15 protein-coding genes are annotated in these 16,268 nt (G+C 72.5%); 6 read left to right on the top strand and 9 right to left on the bottom strand.

Features of this window, described 5'->3' with window-relative positions:
* Genes R2J76_RS06100 through R2J76_RS06085 form a run of 4 tightly spaced genes read left to right on the top strand, consistent with a single transcriptional unit; the run spans position 1 to position 6,320 of the window.
* Complete coding sequence (locus tag R2J76_RS06100; protein ID WP_316414923.1) at positions 1 to 1,608, top strand: carboxyl transferase domain-containing protein; 1,608 nt, start codon at positions 1 to 3, stop codon at positions 1,606 to 1,608.
* Between the two features lie 7 nt (positions 1,609 to 1,615).
* Entirely contained in the window at positions 1,616 to 3,478 is a 1,863-nt protein-coding gene (locus R2J76_RS06095) for an acyclic terpene utilization AtuA family protein (RefSeq protein ID WP_316414922.1), read from the top strand.
* Complete coding sequence (locus tag R2J76_RS06090) at positions 3,475 to 4,311, top strand: enoyl-CoA hydratase-related protein (RefSeq protein WP_316414921.1); 837 nt, start codon at positions 3,475 to 3,477, stop codon at positions 4,309 to 4,311. Before R2J76_RS06095 ends, R2J76_RS06090 begins: the two co-directional genes overlap by 4 nt.
* On the top strand, positions 4,311 to 6,320 hold the full coding sequence (locus tag R2J76_RS06085; protein WP_316414920.1) for an ATP-binding protein: 2,010 nt from the start codon (positions 4,311 to 4,313) through the stop codon (positions 6,318 to 6,320). Before R2J76_RS06090 ends, R2J76_RS06085 begins: the two co-directional genes overlap by 1 nt.
* Before the next feature lie 270 nt (positions 6,321 to 6,590).
* On the opposite strand, the gene R2J76_RS06080 is transcribed toward R2J76_RS06085, so the two are convergent.
* Genes R2J76_RS06080 through R2J76_RS06055 form a run of 6 tightly spaced genes read right to left on the bottom strand, consistent with a single transcriptional unit; the run spans position 6,591 to position 10,897 of the window.
* Positions 6,591 to 7,346, bottom strand: coding sequence for a YdcF family protein (locus tag R2J76_RS06080; RefSeq protein ID WP_316414919.1), 756 nt, complete (start codon positions 7,344 to 7,346; stop codon positions 6,591 to 6,593).
* Positions 7,347 to 8,009, bottom strand: a complete 663-nt coding sequence (locus R2J76_RS06075; protein ID WP_316414918.1) for a DUF799 domain-containing protein — start codon at positions 8,007 to 8,009, stop codon at positions 7,347 to 7,349.
* Positions 8,006 to 8,359, bottom strand: coding sequence for a DUF4810 domain-containing protein (locus R2J76_RS06070; RefSeq protein WP_316414917.1), 354 nt, complete (start codon positions 8,357 to 8,359; stop codon positions 8,006 to 8,008). Before R2J76_RS06070 ends, R2J76_RS06075 begins: the two co-directional genes overlap by 4 nt.
* Positions 8,356 to 8,652 carry a hypothetical protein gene (locus R2J76_RS06065; RefSeq protein ID WP_316414916.1) on the bottom strand — a complete coding sequence of 99 codons (297 nt, stop codon included), beginning with the start codon at positions 8,650 to 8,652 and terminating at the stop codon, positions 8,356 to 8,358. Before R2J76_RS06065 ends, R2J76_RS06070 begins: the two co-directional genes overlap by 4 nt.
* The gene (locus tag R2J76_RS06060) at positions 8,649 to 9,593 is read right to left on the bottom strand and encodes a CsgG/HfaB family protein (protein ID WP_316414915.1); all 945 of its coding nucleotides are present in this window, start codon (positions 9,591 to 9,593) and stop codon (positions 8,649 to 8,651) included. Before R2J76_RS06060 ends, R2J76_RS06065 begins: the two co-directional genes overlap by 4 nt.
* A gap of 11 nt (positions 9,594 to 9,604) precedes the next feature.
* The gene (locus R2J76_RS06055; protein ID WP_316414914.1) at positions 9,605 to 10,897 is read right to left on the bottom strand and encodes a 4Fe-4S dicluster domain-containing protein; all 1,293 of its coding nucleotides are present in this window, start codon (positions 10,895 to 10,897) and stop codon (positions 9,605 to 9,607) included.
* Positions 10,898 to 10,971: 74 nt separating this feature from the next.
* On the opposite strand from R2J76_RS06055, the gene R2J76_RS06050 reads away from it, so the two are divergent.
* The gene (locus tag R2J76_RS06050; RefSeq protein ID WP_316414913.1) at positions 10,972 to 11,766 is read left to right on the top strand and encodes an alpha/beta hydrolase family protein; all 795 of its coding nucleotides are present in this window, start codon (positions 10,972 to 10,974) and stop codon (positions 11,764 to 11,766) included.
* A 213-nt stretch (positions 11,767 to 11,979) separates the two neighbouring features.
* On the opposite strand, the gene amrB is transcribed toward R2J76_RS06050, so the two are convergent.
* Genes amrB through R2J76_RS06035 form a run of 3 tightly spaced genes read right to left on the bottom strand, consistent with a single transcriptional unit; the run spans position 11,980 to position 15,674 of the window.
* A complete protein-coding gene (gene amrB / locus R2J76_RS06045; protein ID WP_316414912.1) occupies positions 11,980 to 13,107 on the bottom strand; it encodes an AmmeMemoRadiSam system protein B in 1,128 nt (375 codons plus the stop codon).
* A gap of 15 nt (positions 13,108 to 13,122) precedes the next feature.
* The gene (locus R2J76_RS06040) at positions 13,123 to 15,213 is read right to left on the bottom strand and encodes a xanthine dehydrogenase family protein molybdopterin-binding subunit (protein WP_316414911.1); all 2,091 of its coding nucleotides are present in this window, start codon (positions 15,211 to 15,213) and stop codon (positions 13,123 to 13,125) included.
* Positions 15,210 to 15,674 (bottom strand): (2Fe-2S)-binding protein, encoded by a 465-nt coding sequence (locus R2J76_RS06035; RefSeq protein WP_316414910.1) that lies wholly within the window; start codon positions 15,672 to 15,674, stop codon positions 15,210 to 15,212. The genes R2J76_RS06040 and R2J76_RS06035 overlap by 4 nt, the downstream gene beginning before the upstream one ends.
* Positions 15,675 to 15,785: 111 nt before the next feature.
* On the opposite strand from R2J76_RS06035, the gene R2J76_RS06030 reads away from it, so the two are divergent.
* A complete protein-coding gene (locus R2J76_RS06030) occupies positions 15,786 to 16,268 on the top strand; it encodes a hypothetical protein (protein ID WP_316414909.1) in 483 nt (160 codons plus the stop codon).

Here is a 16,268-nt window from a genome sequence, read left to right as displayed (position 1 = left end):
GTGACGCTGATCCACAGCCGCCTCAAGCCCTCCTCCGACGCCTTCCGGCAGAACCGCGCCCACAACCTGGCCCTGTGCGAGGCGCTGGGGAAGGAGAAGGAGCTGCTGCGCCGGGGCGGGGACGACCGGGCCCGGGCCCGCCACGCCGCCCAGGGCAAGCTCTTCGTGCGGGACCGCATCGCGCTGCTGTGCGACCCGGCCTCCCCCTTCCTGGAGGTGGGCCTGTTCGCGGCCACGGGCGTCTACGACGACCCGGTGCCCGCCGCGGGCCTGGTGACCGGCGTGGGCATGGTGCAGGGCCGCCCCTGCATGATCGTCGCCAACGACGCCACGGTGAAGGGCGGCACCTACTACCCGCTGACCGTGAAGAAGCACCTGCGGGCCCAGGAGATCGCCCTGGAGAACCGCCTGCCCTGCCTCTACCTGGTGGACAGCGGCGGGGCCTTCCTGCCCCTGCAGGCCGAGGTCTTCCCGGACCGGGACCACTTCGGCCGGATCTTCTACAACCAGGCGGTGCTTTCCGCGGCGGGCATCCCCCAGATCGCGGCGGTCATGGGCAGCTGCACCGCGGGGGGCGCCTACGTGCCCGCCATGAGCGACCAGACCATCATCGTCAACGGCACCGGCACCATCTTCCTGGGGGGCCCGCCCCTCGTGAAGGCGGCCACCGGCGAGGACGTGACGGCGGAATTCCTGGGCGGCGCGAAGGTGCACACGGAGCTCTCCGGGGTGGCCGACCACTTCGCGGAGAACGACGAGCAGGCCATCCAGATCCTGCGGGAGCTGGTGGGCCACCTGGGGCCCGCCCCCGGGGCGGCGGTGACCCTGCGCGCCCCCGAACCCCCGGCCTACGACCCGGAGGAGATCCTGGGCGCCTGGCCCCGGGACCTGCGCCGGCGCGGCGACATCCGGGAGGTGATCGCGCGGGTGGTTGACGGGAGCCGGCTCTTCGAGTTCAAGGAGCGCTACGCCACCACGCTGGTGACGGGCTTCGCCCACGTGGAGGGCATGCCCTGCGGCCTGGTGGCCAACAACGGCGTGCTCTTCGGGGAAAGCGCCCTGAAGGCCGCCCACTTCATCGAGCTGTGCACCTCCCAGAAGATCCCCCTGGTGTTCCTCCAGAACATCACGGGCTTCATGGTGGGGGCCCAGGTGGAGCGCGCCGGCATCGCCAAGGACGGCGCCAAGATGGTCCACGCCGTGGCCACCGCCCAGGTGCCCAAGATCACCCTCATCCTCGGGGGCAGCTTCGGGGCGGGGAACTACGGCATGTGCGGGCGCGCCTACGGCCCCCGCTTCCTGGGGACCTGGCCCACCTCCCGCATCTCGGTGATGGGCGGGGAGCAGGCCGCCCAGGTGCTCACCACCGTCAAGCGGGACCAGCTCCAGCGCGAGGGCAGGCCCTTCGGCGACGCCGACGCCGAGGCCATCGCCGCGCCCATCCGCGAGAAGTACGAGCGGGAGGGGCACCCCACCTACGCCTCGGCCCGCCTCTGGGACGACGGCGTCCTGGACATGCGGGATACGAGGCCGTGGCTCGCGGCCACCCTGGCCACGACCCTCTGCGCCCCCATGGCCGACACGCGCCTGGGCGTGCTTCGAATGTGAGGCGACCATGACCCACGGAAAGCTCATCCGCATCGCCAACGCCGGCGGCTACTGGGGGGACGACCCCTGGGCCCTGCGCCGGCAGGTGCGGGGCGGCCTGGACCTCCACTACATCTCCATCGACTACCTGGCCGAAGTGACCATGAGCATCCTGCGCAAGCAGATGTCCAAGGACCCCTTCCTGGGCTACGCCCGGGACTTCATCACCCAGATCGACCCCCTGCTGGAGGAGATCCTGGCCAAGGGCATCCGCATCATCACCAACGCCGGGGGCGTGAACCCCTCGGCCTGCGCCCAGGCCCTGGCCGCGGCGGCCCGGGCCCGGGGGATCGCCCTGCGCATCGCCGTGGTGGAGGGGGACGACATGGCCCCCCGCATCGGGGAGCTGCTGGCCTCGGGGGTGGAGCTGCGCCACATGGAGACGGGCGAGCCCCTGGCGCCCGTGGCGGACCGGATCCTGGCCGCCAACGCCTACTTCGGCGCCATGCCCGTGGCCGCGGCCCTGGAGCGGGACCCCCACGTGGTCATCTGCGGCCGGGTCACGGACACCGGCATCACCCTGGCCCCCCTCATGCACGAATTCGGGTGGGGGCCGGGGGACTGGGATCTCCTGGCCAGCGGCATCGTGGCCGGGCACCTCATCGAGTGCGGCGCCCAGGCCACGGGCGGCAATTTCACCGACTGGAAGAAGGTGCCCTCCTTCCTGGACATCGGGTACCCCATCGTGGAATGCCGCCGGGACGGCTCCTTCACCGTCACCAAGCACCCCGGCACGGGCGGCCTGGTCTCCTGCCAGACGGTGCGCGAACAGCTCCTGTACGAGATGGGCCACCCCCGCACCTACCTCACGCCGGACGTGGTGGCAGACTTCTCCACGGTGGACCTGCGGGAGGAGGGCCCCGACCGGGTGCGGGTGGAGCGCGTGCAGGGCCGGCCCCCCACGGATCTCCTGAAGGTGAGCATCGCCTACCGGGACGGCTGGAAGTGCCAGGGGTCCCTCATCGTCTCCGGCCCCGACGCCCGGGCCAAGGCCGAGGTCTTCGCGTCCGCCTTCTGGAAGCGGTGCTCCGCGGAGCTGGAATCGCCCCTGGCGGACACCTGCACGGAGTACGTGGGCGACGACGCCACCCATAGGTCCCTCACGCCCCGCCACCGCGCCCAGGAGATCCTGCTTCGCCTTTCGGCCCGATCCGCCAGCGCCCGGGACCTGGAGGTCTTCCGCAAGCTCCTGCCGGCCATGATCCTGTCGGGCCCCGCCGGGGTGGCGGTCACCGGCGGCGCCCCGGCCCTTTCGGAAGTGGTGGGGTACTGGCCGGCCCTGGTGCCCCGGGGGCTCGTGCTCCCCGAGGTGCGGATCCAGGAGGAGGGCCGTTCCACCTGGTCCTCGGGGCCCCTGCCCTGGCCGGAAAGCGAAGGCGAAGGCACCACCCCCTTCGACGCCACGGACCCCTGGACCCTGGCCCCCGGCGCCGGCGCGCAGGTGCGGGTCCCCCTCATGCGCATCGCCCACGCCCGCAGCGGCGACAAGGGCGACACCGCCAACATCGGCCTCATCGGGAGGTCCGGCCCGTGCTACGCGTGGCTCCGGGACCACGTCACCGCCGAGCGGGTGAAAGCCTGGTTCCAGGACCACTGCCGGGGACGGGTGGAGCGCCACCCCGTGCCCCGCCTCTGGGCCCTCAATTTCCTCATGGAGGAGACCCTGGGGGGCGGGGGCACCCTCAGCCTCCACCTGGACGCCCAGGGCAAGACCCTCGCGCAGGCCCTGCTGCGGTGCGAGGTGGAGGTGCCCGCCGCGCTCCTGGCCACCATCGCCCCGGAGAACCGCGCCTGCCCCGGCGAGCTCGTGCCCGAAGGGAGCCGGCCATGATCCCCCTCTCCGCCTTCCCCAGGGAGGGGACCGTCTTCCAGGGCGGGACCCTGCGGGTGGAGGCCCTGGCCCACGGCGTCAAGCGCCTGGTGCTGGACCGTCCCCAGGTGTGCAACGCCTTCGACGCCGCCATGATCCGGGAGCTGTCCCTGGCCATGGCGGAGCTTGCGGCCATCCAGGACCCGGCGGAGATGCGCCTCCTGGTGCTGGAGGGCGAGGGCCCGGTGTTCTGCTCCGGGGCGGACCTGGCCTACATGAAGGAGCAGGGCGCCGCCGCGCAGGAACAGAACCTGGAGAACGCCCGGGAACTGGGCCGGATGTTCACGCGCCTCGCCTCCTTTCCCGCGCCCGTCCTGTGCTGCGTGCGGGGGGCGGCCATCGGCGGGGGCCTGGGACTGGCGGCCTGCAGCGACTTCGTGCTGGCGGAACCCGCGGCGGTATTCGCCACCTCCGAGGTGATGCTGGGCCTGGTGCCGGCGGTCATCGGGCCCTTCGTGGTGCGCAAGCTGGGCCTGGGCGGGGCCGCCCCCCTCATGCTCACGGGCCGGCGCCTGCGCGGCACCGAAGCCCTGGAGGCGGGCCTGGCCCAGCGTCTCATCGATCCGGGCGAATCCGCCGAGGAGGCCCTGTCGCGGGTCCTCCGGGAATTCCTGGCCGCGGGGCCCCGGGCGGCCCGGGCCACCAAGGAGCTGCTGCGCCGGATCACGCCCCTGCCCGATCCGGAACTCTTCGAATTCACCGCCCACGCCATCGCCGCGGCCCGCATGTCGGCCGAGGGCCAGGAGGGCCTGAAGGCCTACTTCCACAAGGCCCCGCCCCCCTGGAGGCCCTGATGCGACGCCTGCTCATCGCCAACCGCGGGGAGATCGCCCGGCGGATCCTGCGGGCGGGACGCGCCCGGGGCTACGAGGTGGGCGTGGTGTCCACCCCCGCCGACGCCGGCAGCCCCGTGCGCCGGGAGGCGGACGCCGTCCTGGAGGTGGGGGGCTTCCTGGACGGCCCCGCCATCGTGGAGGCCGCCCGGAACTGGGGAGCCCGGCTCCTGCACCCCGGCTACGGCTACCTCTCCGAGAACGCCGCCTTCGCCCGGGCCGTGGAGGAGGCCGGGATCCGCTTCGTGGGACCCACCCCCGAAAGCATGCTGGCCCTGGGCGGCAAGGAAGCCGCCAAGGCCGTGGCCAGGGCCTGCGGCGTGCCCGTGCTGGAGGCCCTCCTCTCCTGGGAACTGGCCGCCCTGCCCTCCGGGGAATGGGTGGACGCCCTGGCCGCGCGGGGCATCCGCGCGCCCTTCCTGGTGAAGGCCAGCGGCGGCGGCGGCGGGCGCGGCATGCGGGTGGTGGAGGACCCGGCGGCCCTGCCCGAGGCCCTGCGCCGGGCCTCCCTGGAGGCCCAGGCCAGTTTCGGGGACGGCACGGTCTTCGTGGAGCGGTACCTGGTTTCGCCCCGCCACCTGGAGATCCAGGTGTTCGGCGACGGCCGCGGCGGCGGCGTCTTCCTGGGGGAGCGGGAGTGCTCCCTCCAGCGGCGCCACCAGAAGGTGCTGGAGGAGGCCCCCAGTTCCGTGGCGGATCCGGCCCTGCGGGAGGCCATGGGCCGGGCCGCCCTGGCCCTGGTGCGGCACACCGCCTACCGGGGCGCGGGCACCGTGGAATTCCTCCTGGACGCCGCCGGCGCCTTCCATTTCCTGGAAGTGAACACCCGGCTCCAGGTGGAGCACCCCGTCACGGAAGGGGTCTACGGGGTGGACCTGGTCCTGGCCCAGCTGGACCTGGCGGAAGGCGTCTGGCCCGGGGCCCTGGGCGATCCCGCCGCGTCCGCCCTGCCCGAGCCCGCCGGCGTGGCCCTGGAGGCGCGGGTGCTGGCCGAGGATCCCCGCAACGGGTTCCTGCCCACCCCCGGGCCCCTGAAGGTCTACGTGGAGCCGGAGGGCCCGGGCATCCGGGTGGATTCCGGGGTGGCCCAGGGCGGGTCCGTGGACCCGGGGTTCGATTCCATGATCGCCAAGGTCGTGGCGTGGGGCCCCGACCGGGCCGCGGCCGCGGCGCGCCTGTCGGAGGCCCTGGAGGCCTTCACCGTCCTGGGGTGCGTCACCAACCTGCCCTTCCTCCAGGCCGTGGCCCGCTCCGGGGACTTCCTCGCGGGCCGGGAATCCACGTCCTGGATCCAGGAGCACCTCGCGGAACTCAACGGTCCCCTCATGCCGGAATCCTGCCTGGCCTTCTTCCGCTCCCGGGCCTTCCGGGAGGCCCTGTCCCTGGCCCTGCGCGGCGCCGGCGCCCCGGCCCCGGGCCCCGCGGCGCGCTTCATGGCCCAGGCCGCATGCCCCGGCCTCCGGGTGGGGGCGGCCCTGGAAAAGGAGGCCTTCCACCTGGAGGGCGGCCCCGTGCAATTCACCCTGCGCGGCCCCGCCCTGCGCCGGATGCTGGAAGGCCCCGTCCTCCCCGGGGAGCGGGGTCCCGCCCTGGCCCGGGCCCTGGCCGCGGCCGGGGAGACGGATCCCGCCCTGCCCTTCCGGGCCTGCCGCCTGGGAGGGGCCGCCCTGGGCGTGGCGGTCTTCGGCGAGACCCTGACGCTGGAGGATCCCTCCGCCGACCTGCCCCGCCCCCGCGCGGAGGCCCCCGCCGGCGGGGACGTGGCGGCCCCCATGGCCGGAAGGATTCTGGAATGCCTGGTGGCCCCGGGCGACGAGGTGGAGCAGGGCCAGGTGATGTTCGTGCTGGAGTCCATGAAGATGCAGTTCGAGATCACCGCGCCGAGGGCGGGTACGGTGGCCGAGGTGTGCGTGGAGGCGGGGGAGATCCTGCAGGGGCCGGAGACGGTGGCCGTGCTGGCGAAGGCCTGAGTCCGGAGCGGTCGCTGCGAGCCTCATCTGTTTCTCGGCATGGACCTAGTAGAGGGCCGCGCAAGGGTCAGCGGACCGCATCCCTGTTAATCCCATCCATCTGTGTTCATCCCTGTTAGGCAGGGCCAAGGCTTCGCTGGGTAGGCAAATGCGGGTAATGCGTGCGCCGACCCAAGCCTTCGCTGGCCCTGCGTAACAGGGATGAACACAGATGGATGGGATGAAGGGGAAAAGGCCCGCCCATCGCATATTCCCCCAACCTGGATTCGATCACTTCCCCAGCCGGCGCCCCAGGTATTCCCAGCACGCCGTCGACACCAGGTGGAACCCGTACCCCGTGGGCACCAGCCTCTGGACCTGGAGGGCATGGCGCCTCCCGCGCCAGTCGGCGCCCACGGGGGTGACGGCGAAGCCCGCCTTCTCCGCCAGGCGCAGGGCCCGGGGCAGGTGGCTGGCGGAGCTGACCAGGGCCATCCGCCGCCAGTGGCGGAGGTCCCGGAGCCTGCGGTAGGCGGCGATCTCGTCGCGGGTGTTCAGGCATTCCTCCCGCACCACCTCGATGGCGCCGTCGGGGACGCCCAGGGAGAGCCAGATGGCGCGCGTCTCCTGCCCCAGGTCGCGGCTGCCGGCGACGAGGTCCCGGCCGGTGCCGCCGGCCACCAGGGTCCGGGCCCTGCCGGCGTGCCAGAGGCGGGCCGCGGCGATGATGCGGTCCCCGGCTTCGCCCAGGATGGGCCGGCCCGTGGGATCCAGGTCGGACCCGCCGCCCAGCACCAGGACGGCGTCGAAGGGCTCGCCCCCGTCCTCCAGGGGCGGGATGGTGCGCTCCAGGCCGGCCAGGAGGGCCGTCCCCACGTAGTAGTTGCCCACCACCGCGTACAGGGCCCACACCCCCAGGACCAGGATGCCCGCCAGCCACTGCCTGCGCCGCAGCAGGAGGTAGGCGATGCCCAGGATGAGCACCCACAGGAGGCCCGCGGGCATGGCGAGGTAGCCCAGGGCCTTGCCCAGATCGAAAAGGCTCATCTAGAATTCCCCCTTGTCCAGGCCGTGCTGGGGCGAATGGGGCCCCGCGGGCAGCCCCTGGTGCTGAAGATGGAAGGCCTTGTGGTTGGCGGACCGGGCCAGGGGCATGAAATCGGGGGCGGCCTTGACGATGGAGGCGGCGACGGCCATGCCGATGAGGTCCGCCACGGCATTGCCCGTGGATTGGCTGGAGGGGACATAGGTATAGGCCTGGTGGGCCTTCCAGAGCTCCTCCCCCGTTCTGCCGCTCTTCAGCACGTAATCGAAATCCACTTCGACGCTGGTGGAGAGGACGGCGTACTTCGCGTCCCACCGGTTGATGGTCGCGTAGAGGATGGCGTCGGCCCCGAAGAGCTGGCCCAGCCTGCGGGGATCGGCCTGGTGCACCAGGCCCGCATCGCCGAGGCCGTCCTCCTCCATGAGCCCCTTGACCAGGTACACGGGGAACACGTAGTAGCCGCGGTCCGCCAGGGGCACCGTGAGCGTGGAAAGGAAGAGGCCCGAGGCCGCGACGTCCACGCTGCGGTTCACCACCGGCACCACGAGGATGGACGCGGGGTCCTCCCCGCGCAGCTTCGCGTAGTCCCTGCCGGGGGCGGCGCCCGGGGGCACGCATCCCGCGAGGAGGGCCAGGAGGGGCGGAAGCAGGGCCAGGCGGTTCATGACGGTTCCTTCGGGGGCGGGGCGCAGGCCCGGATCATGCGGTCCATGAGGAGGGACGCTTCCGGCCACCGGGTCTTCTCCTTCGTGAAGAACCCCGCGGCCTCCTCCTTCCGGCCGGAGAGGAACAGGACGTAGCCGTACTCGGCGTAGAGGCCCGGGGGCACGCGGGTCCCGTCGGGGTTGCGGTCCAGGATCCTCCTCAGCGAGGCCCCGTAGGCCTCGAGTCCGCCGGGGTTCGCCACGAGCCGGCGCAGGCTGTCCTCGTACCCTCCCCAGTCGAGGCCGGGACAGGTGGCGGGGGCGGCGCAGCCCAGCGCGAGCGCCAGGACCAGGGGGGGCCACGCCCTCATCGGACGGCCAGGGTCCGCTGCTCCCCGCCGCCCAGGAACACCTTGCTCGACATCAGCAGGGTCTCCCCGAGCCGGACTTCCACGAGGTGGGTGCCGGGTTCCACCAGGAGCACGCCGGGGTTTCCGGCATAGGCGGAGGCGCTGCCCATGGGCTTGCCGTCCAGGAACAGGACCGCGCCCTCCGGGACGCCCTGGAGGAGGATCCGGGGCCGGTCGTCCACGGCGCGGGTGACGGTGACGGGGTCGGCGCAGCAGATCAGGAGCAGGGGCAGGGCCAGCACGGCGGTTCTCATTTGCGGATCTCCTTGGCGTCGGTGACGTACAGGGTGCCGGAAGCCGGGATGGAGCCGTCCACCACCTCGCACACGGCGCCTTCGTTGGCCTCGGAATCCCCGAACAGGGAGACCACCTTCAGGCCCGCCACGCGGGTGCCGGGCAGGGTGATCTCGAAGCCGGTCTGCTGGCTCTTGACCTTGGCCCCCTGGAGCATCACGGCCAGGGCGTCGCCCACCCTGAGGCCCTGGCGCTCGCCGCCGGAGACGTAGGCCCGCGTGCCTTCCACCTTCAGGAGATCGCTGGTCCAGGGGCGATCCCCCAGGCTCCGGACGATGGTGTTCATCAGGTCGGACACCGCGGCGCCGATGGCGCGGTCGTTGAGGGTGGCGTCGTAGTCGGCCCGGCTACCGTAGCCGGCGATGCTGCCGGTCTCGGTATTGGCCTCCCCGGTTCCCGTGGCGGTGAAGAAGGCCTGGCCGGTGCGCACGTCCAGGAGCCGGACCTCCACCTTGGCCCGGGCCACCTGGTTCCGGGTGGCGCTCAGGAAGCCCACCTTGCCCGAATCGCTCCGCCCGAATTCCGTGACGGCCCCCACCAGGAGGGTGTCCACGCCCACCAGGTTCTCCTGGCCGGAGAGGTGCTGCTCCTTGCGGACCTTCTGCAGGTCGGGGCGCTCGAAGACCAGGAACTGCCCGGAGGCGATGAGTCGGTTGGAGATCATGTCCGAAGCCTGCTTCCCCAGGGGATCGTCGTTCTGGTCCACCAGGAGCGATTTCCCGTACCGGGTCTCGTTGGTGAAGCGCGCCACGGCGATCTTGCGGCGCAGCACCTTGCCCGCCTGGGGCGGCGCCGCGGCGGGGCCCGGGGCGGGGGCCTGCACCGGCTCGTACCTCGGCGTGGAGACCGTGGCGCAGCCCGCGAGGAGCAGGAGCGCGCCCAGTGCCGTCGGAGTCTTCATGGCTTCACCTCTCAATGTTCCCTGTGGACGGGGGTTCCGGCCGCCAGGAGACGGTCCAGGTACCTGGACTTCATCTGCCGGCTGGCCATGACCTGCTTCACCGGCGGCAGCCTGAGGACCACCCCCAGGATGGCCGCCATGGCCCGATGATTCCAGTGGGCCTGGTTGTCGAAGATGAGATTCTGCAGCTTTCCCCGCTCGATGGCCATGAGCACGGCCCGGTGCGCGGTGTTGACCGGGGTGAGCACCCGGCTCCCGCGGGCTTCGAGGGCGATGGCGCCCTTGGCGCAAACCCGCGCGCACACCCCGCACCCCAGGCAGAGGTCCGCGTCCACGCGCGCCTTCATGCGCCGGGGCCGGGCGGGATCGCCGGCGGACACCAGCCCCATGGCCTCCACGGGGCAGGCCCCCACGCACTTGCCGCACCCGTCGCAGTCCTCCTGGGCGACCCGGGGCAGGTAGTTGGTGGTGGCCACCGGATGGAGGCTGGCGAAGCGCTTGGCGGCGAGCATGGCCTCGCAGCAGCACCCGCAGCAGTTGCAGATGAAGGCCACCTGCTCCCGGACGTTCTCGCCGAACTGGACGAGGTTGTGGTCCCGGGCCTTGTCCAGCAGGTCCAGCCCCTCCCGGGCGTCCACCCTCCGGGCGATGCCGTGCTTGATGAGGGACCGGGTCGTGTTGCCGAAGGTCATGCAGATGTCCATGGGCGCCTCGCAGGCCCGGCCCAGGTGGTCCATCTTGTGCCGGCAGTAGCAGGTGCCCACCCCCATGTGGCTCGCGGTGCGGATCACCTCGCCGGCGCGCTCATGGTCCAGGACGCTCAGCCCGGGACCGGTGAGGGCGCGCTCGTTCACGAAGACCCGCCCCAGCTGCGTCTCCCCGCCCGCGAAGAGCTCCCGGACGAAGTCCTCCTCCACGTTCAGGTACTGGTGGAAGAGTTCGGCCAGGAGCTTCTGGTCGTACCCGTTGCCCACCCGCATCATGGAGAACTCGAAAAAGCCCGCCATGGGCGGCGGCAGCACGAAAAGCTGCTCCCCCCGCACCTCCAGGTCCAGGAGCATCCCCCGGGAGGCCAGCGCCTCCAGGGTTCCGCGCGCCTCCAGGACCGGCCTCTTCCACACCTCCGCGGCGGCCCCGGCCGTGAAGGGCCGGATCGGAAGGAGGGCCACCAGTCCCGCCTCCTCGGGCGTGAACAGCACCTCAAGGATCCGATAAAGCAGGTCCCCCGGCGGGGCGCCCTGGGGGAAGCGGTTGAGGCGTTCCGCGAGGGTCGTGTAGCTTTCCTTGAGGGTCAGGTGGGACATGGGAGGCCTGCGGGTGGGATGATCTGAGGATGGAACAGGTCCCTTCCAGGGTCAACGAGTCCAAGGTGAACTAAATGAAAACAATAGAACTTACCATTCAAGGCACGGATTTTCCCCTGGCGGCCGCCCTCACCCCCGCCGCCACCCCCGGCCACCTGGCCATCCTGGTGCACGGCTTCAAGGGCTTCATGGACTGGGGGTGCTGGCCCTGGGTGGCGGAGCGCTGCGCGGAGGCCGGGGTGGCCTGCCTGCGGTTCAACTTCAGCCACAACGGCATCGGCGCGGAGCCCCAGGTCTTCACGGAGCTGGAGCGGTTCCAGGCCAACACCTTCTCCCGGGAGGTGGCGGAACTGCGCGCGGTGGTGAGGGCCGCGGGGGACCTCCCCGGGGTCCGGCGCGTCTCCCTCCTCGGCCACAGCCGGGGCGGCGCCATCGCCCTGCTGGCCTCGGAGGGCGTCGCCAGCGTCGTGACCTGGGCGTCCCTGGCGGGCCTGGAGGACCTCCACGGCTTCCGCGGCCGGGAGGAGGCCTGGCGCCGGGACGGCTTCGTGGAGGTCCGCAACGCCCGCACCGGCCAGGTCATGCGCCTGGGATCCGGGCTGCTGGAGGACTGGGAGGCCCACCGGAAGGAATTGGACGTGGAGGCCGCCCTGGCCCGCTACGTGGCCCAGGGCGGCCGGGCCACGGCCATCCATGGGGACGCCGACCCCGCCGTGCCCCTGGCCCACGGCCGCCGCCTGGAGCGGGCCGGCGCCCGCCTGGTGGTGGTGGAGGGCGCCGACCACACCTTCGGCTCCACCCACCCCTTCCCTGCCGAGCCGCCCGCCGCCCTGCGCAGGGCCCTGGAGGCCACGCTGGACGGGTTTTGATCCAGGAACGGGCTGAGTTCGACGGCTGTTCCCCTTCATCCTGTGCATCCGGTTCATCCCCGTTCCCGCAGGGCCAACGATGAAATGGGGCGGCGCGCGGTGGATCGGAATGCGCCGACCCATCCCGGCTCCGGCCCTGCGGGAACGGGGATGGAAATGGATGAACAGGATGCAGGGGATGGAAGAGGGGACGGGGTGGGTCGGGAAGCCGGACTATCGGTTCACGTACGCCACGGCGGGGTAGCTCACGAAATGGTAGAGGTTCGCCGGGGCCGTGGGCCCCATGCCCAGGGGCTTCAACGGCAGCTCCGGGGCGTCCACGGAGGCGCCGAAGGCGATGGGCTGGCCCGTGGGCGCCGGGGTTCCCAGCGCCTTCGACGCGGCTTCCAGGGCCATGAGGCCGAAGGGCACCGAGAAACGCCCGCACCAGGGCATGCGGTAGGTGTCGGGCCGGGCGGGGTCCACCACGGCCTCGAAGAAGGCCCGGGCCCGGGCGGCGGAGACGGGTCCCGCCAGGGGGCCCCGCAGGAGCCGGCGGTCCCGGTCCATGGCCTTCTGGAAGGCGGAGACGCCGCCCTCGCCGAAGGGTGTGTGGTGGAAATCGGCGCCGTAGTGGATGCCGTCCGAGGAGATGACGATGGCCACGTCCCGGCCCAGGGTCCAGCCCCGGCGGGCCATGGCGGCGGCCAGGGCCGAGCCGAATCCCCCGGCCAGGGCCTCCAGGCGCCCGAAGGAGGCCGAGGGGAGGAGGACGGGGAGGATCTCCACGGCGGGGTCCTGGTGCTTGAGCCAGTACGCGATGGCTTCCAGGGAATGCTCGCTGTCGGCCCAGGCGGGGTCCCGGGCCACGTCCCCGGCGGGCAGGGCCGCCAGGACCTCGTCGCGCAGGGGGGAGACCCGGATCTCCCCGTCCGGGGAGCGCCAGGCCCGGTAGGGATCGAAGGCCACCACGTCCCGGGCGCCGTAGCGGTGGTATTTGTGGAAAACCCCCACCAGCACCACGGTGCGGGCCTTCACCAGGGGGAGCACCTCCCGGTAGATGCGCCCGGCGTACAGGTAGTCGTCGTGGGGGCAGATGGCCCCGGCCACGCCGGGGGCGGGCCGGGGCCCCAGGAGCTCGGGCGCGGGCGGCGCCGCCGACAGGTCCCACACCCGGGCCATCTGGTCCGCCCGGGAGGCGAAACCCACGATGTCCCGCTGGCCGCGGAGGTCCCCCCGGGAGGGGATGCCCATGGCCCCGCGGGTGGCCTCCAGCGTGGGCGGGGCGGGGTCCGGGGCCGCCTGGGCCGCGAGGACGGCCGCGGCGCAAAAGGCGGCGCAGAGGATCAGGCTGTTTCCCATGGGGATTCTCCGTCCCTATGCTAGCGCCTTCCTCACCCGTTCCGGGGTCATGGGCAGGTGGGTCAGGCGCGCGCCCACGGCGTCGTGGATGGCGTTGGCGACGAGGGCGCCCATGACGATGATGGCGGGCTCCCCGCCGCCCTGGGCCACGAGCCTGGGGTTGGGGATGAGCACGGTCTGCACGGGGGGCAGGTCCGAGAACCGGGGGATGTGGTAGGTGTCCAGGTTCACGTCCAGCACCTGCCCCGCCCGGAAGCGCACCTCCTCGTGCAGGGCGTAGCCCAGGCCCATGGTCACGCAGCCCTCCACCTGCTGGCGCGCGCCGTTGGGGTTCACCACCACGCCCATGTCCTGGGCCACCGTCACGCGCTTGACCCGCACGGCCCCGGTGGCGCGGTCCACGGCCACCTCCGCCATGGCGGCCACCACGGTGCCGCGGTGGATGGCGCAGGCCACGCCGAAGCCGCGCCCGCTGGGGGCGGGGGCGGGCTTCCACCCGAAGGCTTCCGCGGCGGCCTTCAGGGCCGCGGCCAGGCGGGGATCCCGGGTGTGCTCCAGGCGGAAGGCCACCGGGTCGGCCTTGGCCAGGGCGGCCAGGGCGTCCATGTGGGATTCCCTTGCGAAGACGTTGGTGTTGGACGCGGGGGCGCGCCAGGCCCCCACGGCGAAGGGGTGCATCCCCGGGGGATTGGCGCCGTACCAGCTTCCGGCGGCGCGGATCCGCTGGTGGGGGATGTCGTAGAAGGTGGGCGATTCCCCGTCCCCGGCGCCGATGACCGTGTGCTCCCAGAAGGCGACGCGCCCGGCCTTGTCCAGGCCGGAGCGCACCGTCACCACCGCGGCGGGGCGGAAGGTGTCCAGGAAGAACTCCTCGGCCCGGTCCCAGACGACCATCACGGGGCAGCCCGCGGCCCGGGCCAGGCGCGCGGCCTCCACGGCCTGGGGGCCTTCGGTCTTGCCGCCGAAGCCGCCCCCCACGAAGGGCGCGGCGATGTGCACGTCCTTGGCGGCGAGGCCCAGGGCCTGGGCCACCTGGGACTTCACGATGAAGGGGGCCTGGGTGGAGGCCCACACCGTCAGGCGCCCCCCCTTCCACTGCGCGACGGCCGCGTGGGGCTCGATGGGGGCGTGGGCGCCGTAGGCATGGCGGTACACGGCCTCGTGGCGGACCGCCGCGGCGGCTTCGCCCGTCTCGATGGAACCTTTGGCGGCCACGGTCTTGGGGGCCGGGGCGGCCTTGGGGAGGTGGTCGTAGATGGTGGCGTCGTCCAGGGTGGAGGGGGAGGGCCGGAAGGAGGCCTTCACCTGGCCCAGGGCCTCCCGGGCCAGGTCGGGCCGGGCGTGGAGCACGGCGACGAGGTCCCCGTCCCGGATCACCCGCACCCCGGGGAGCCGCTCCGCCCCGGAGGTGTCGGCCGAGACCAGCTTCGCCCCGTGGGCCGGGGGCCGCAGGACGCAGGCGTGGAGCATGCCCGGCAGGAGGAAGTCACCGGCGTAGGTGGCCGCCCCGGTCACCTTCCGAAGGCCGTCCAGGCGCTTGACGTCCTTGCCCACCACCTGGAAGGCCGAGGCCGGCTTCACCGGCGCGCCCTTCACGTGGCGCTCGATCTTCCTGCCGTCCACCAGCTGGCCGTAGGTCACCTTCCTGGAGGGGTAGCCCGCCACGGAGATGACGCCTTCCTCCACCCGCAGCCGCGCCGCGGGCTCCCCCAGGCGCTCCGAGGCCAGTTCCACCAGCACGGCCCGGGCCTCGGCCGCCGCGGCCCGCAGCACGGGCCCGAACTGCCAGATGCTCAGGGATCCGAAGGTGCCGATATCCCAGGGGCAGAGGTCGGTATCCCCCAGGGTCATGTCCACCCGGTCCACGGGGACGTCCAGTTCCTCCGCCGCAAGCTGGGCGAGGCTGGTCATGGTGCCCTGCCCCATCTCCACCTTCCCCACGAAGCAGCCCACGCGCCCGTCCGGACCGATCTTCAGGTAGGCGTTGAAGTCCGAAGGATAGCCCGGAAGCCGGGCGGGGACCTTCTCCGGCTCCTGCGCGGCCACGGGGAAGGTGATGAAGAGGCCCGCGGCGCCCGCCGCCCTGAGGAAATCCCGGCGCTTCATTTCGCACCTCCCTTCGCGGCGTCCTGGACGGCGTCCAGGATCCTCCCGTGGGTGCCGCAGCGGCACAGGTTTCCTTCCATGGCCTCGGCGATCTGCTCCCGGCTCGGCCTGGGGTGCTTGAGGAGCAGGGCGTAGGCGTTGAGGATCATGCCGGGGGTGCAGAACCCGCACTGGAAGGCGGTGTGGGCCAGGAAGGCCTCCTGCAGGGCATGGAGGGCCCCGGACCGCTCCAGGCCTTCGATGGTGAGCACCTCCTTGCCGGCCACGGCCTCCAGGGGCGTGGAGCAGGACCGCACGGCCTCCCCTCCCACCACGACGGTGCACGCGCCGCAGATGCCCGCGCCGCAGCCCACCTTGGTGCCGGTGAGGCCGAGGTCGCTGCGCAGGACGTAGGCCAGCATCCTGGAACCGGCGGCCTCCACCGACACCGCCTTCCCGTTGAGTCGGAACGAAATGGCCATGGATCCTCCTCCGGCGGCGGCAGGTGCCCATTATGCTGCCTTTCCCCTGGACTTCCGCAACCCATTTCAAGGCGTGTATGGTGGAAGCCTGACCCACCGGAGGCCCACCCCGTGAAAGCCCTGCCTTTCCTCCTCGCCCTCCCCCTCGCGGCCCAGGCCCCCCTGGGGCACTGGACCCTGGCCAGCGCCCCGGACGTCCCCGCCGTCATCGAGGCCGCCACCGCCCCCATGAACTTCGTCACCCGGCCCATCGCCAGGGCCCGGCTCCGGAAGACCAATCCGGTGTACCAGGCCATCCGCCTGGAGCGCACCCCGGGGGAGTTCGTCATCACCTACGACGTGCGCGCCCCCCAGCGCATGCCGGCCAACGGCGCCGCGGTGCCCTGGAAGCGCGAGGACGGCGACGTCTTCCAGATCTCCGCGCGCGCGGAAAAGGACGACCTGGTGCAGACCTACAAGGCCGAGGACGGGGAGCGCACCAATGTCTTCCACGTGGACCCGGCCTCCCGGATGCTGACCCTGACGGTCACCGTGAGCAGCCCCAAGCTGCCCCGGCCGGTGACCTACGCCATCACCTACAAGGCGGCGCCCTAG

The organism is Mesoterricola silvestris (assembly GCF_030295405.1).
GTDB classification, from domain to species: Bacteria; Acidobacteriota; Holophagae; order Holophagales; family Holophagaceae; genus Mesoterricola; species Mesoterricola silvestris.
The sequence above is the reverse complement of the archived record's forward strand: the minus strand, read 5'-3'. Positions and strand labels throughout refer to the sequence as shown.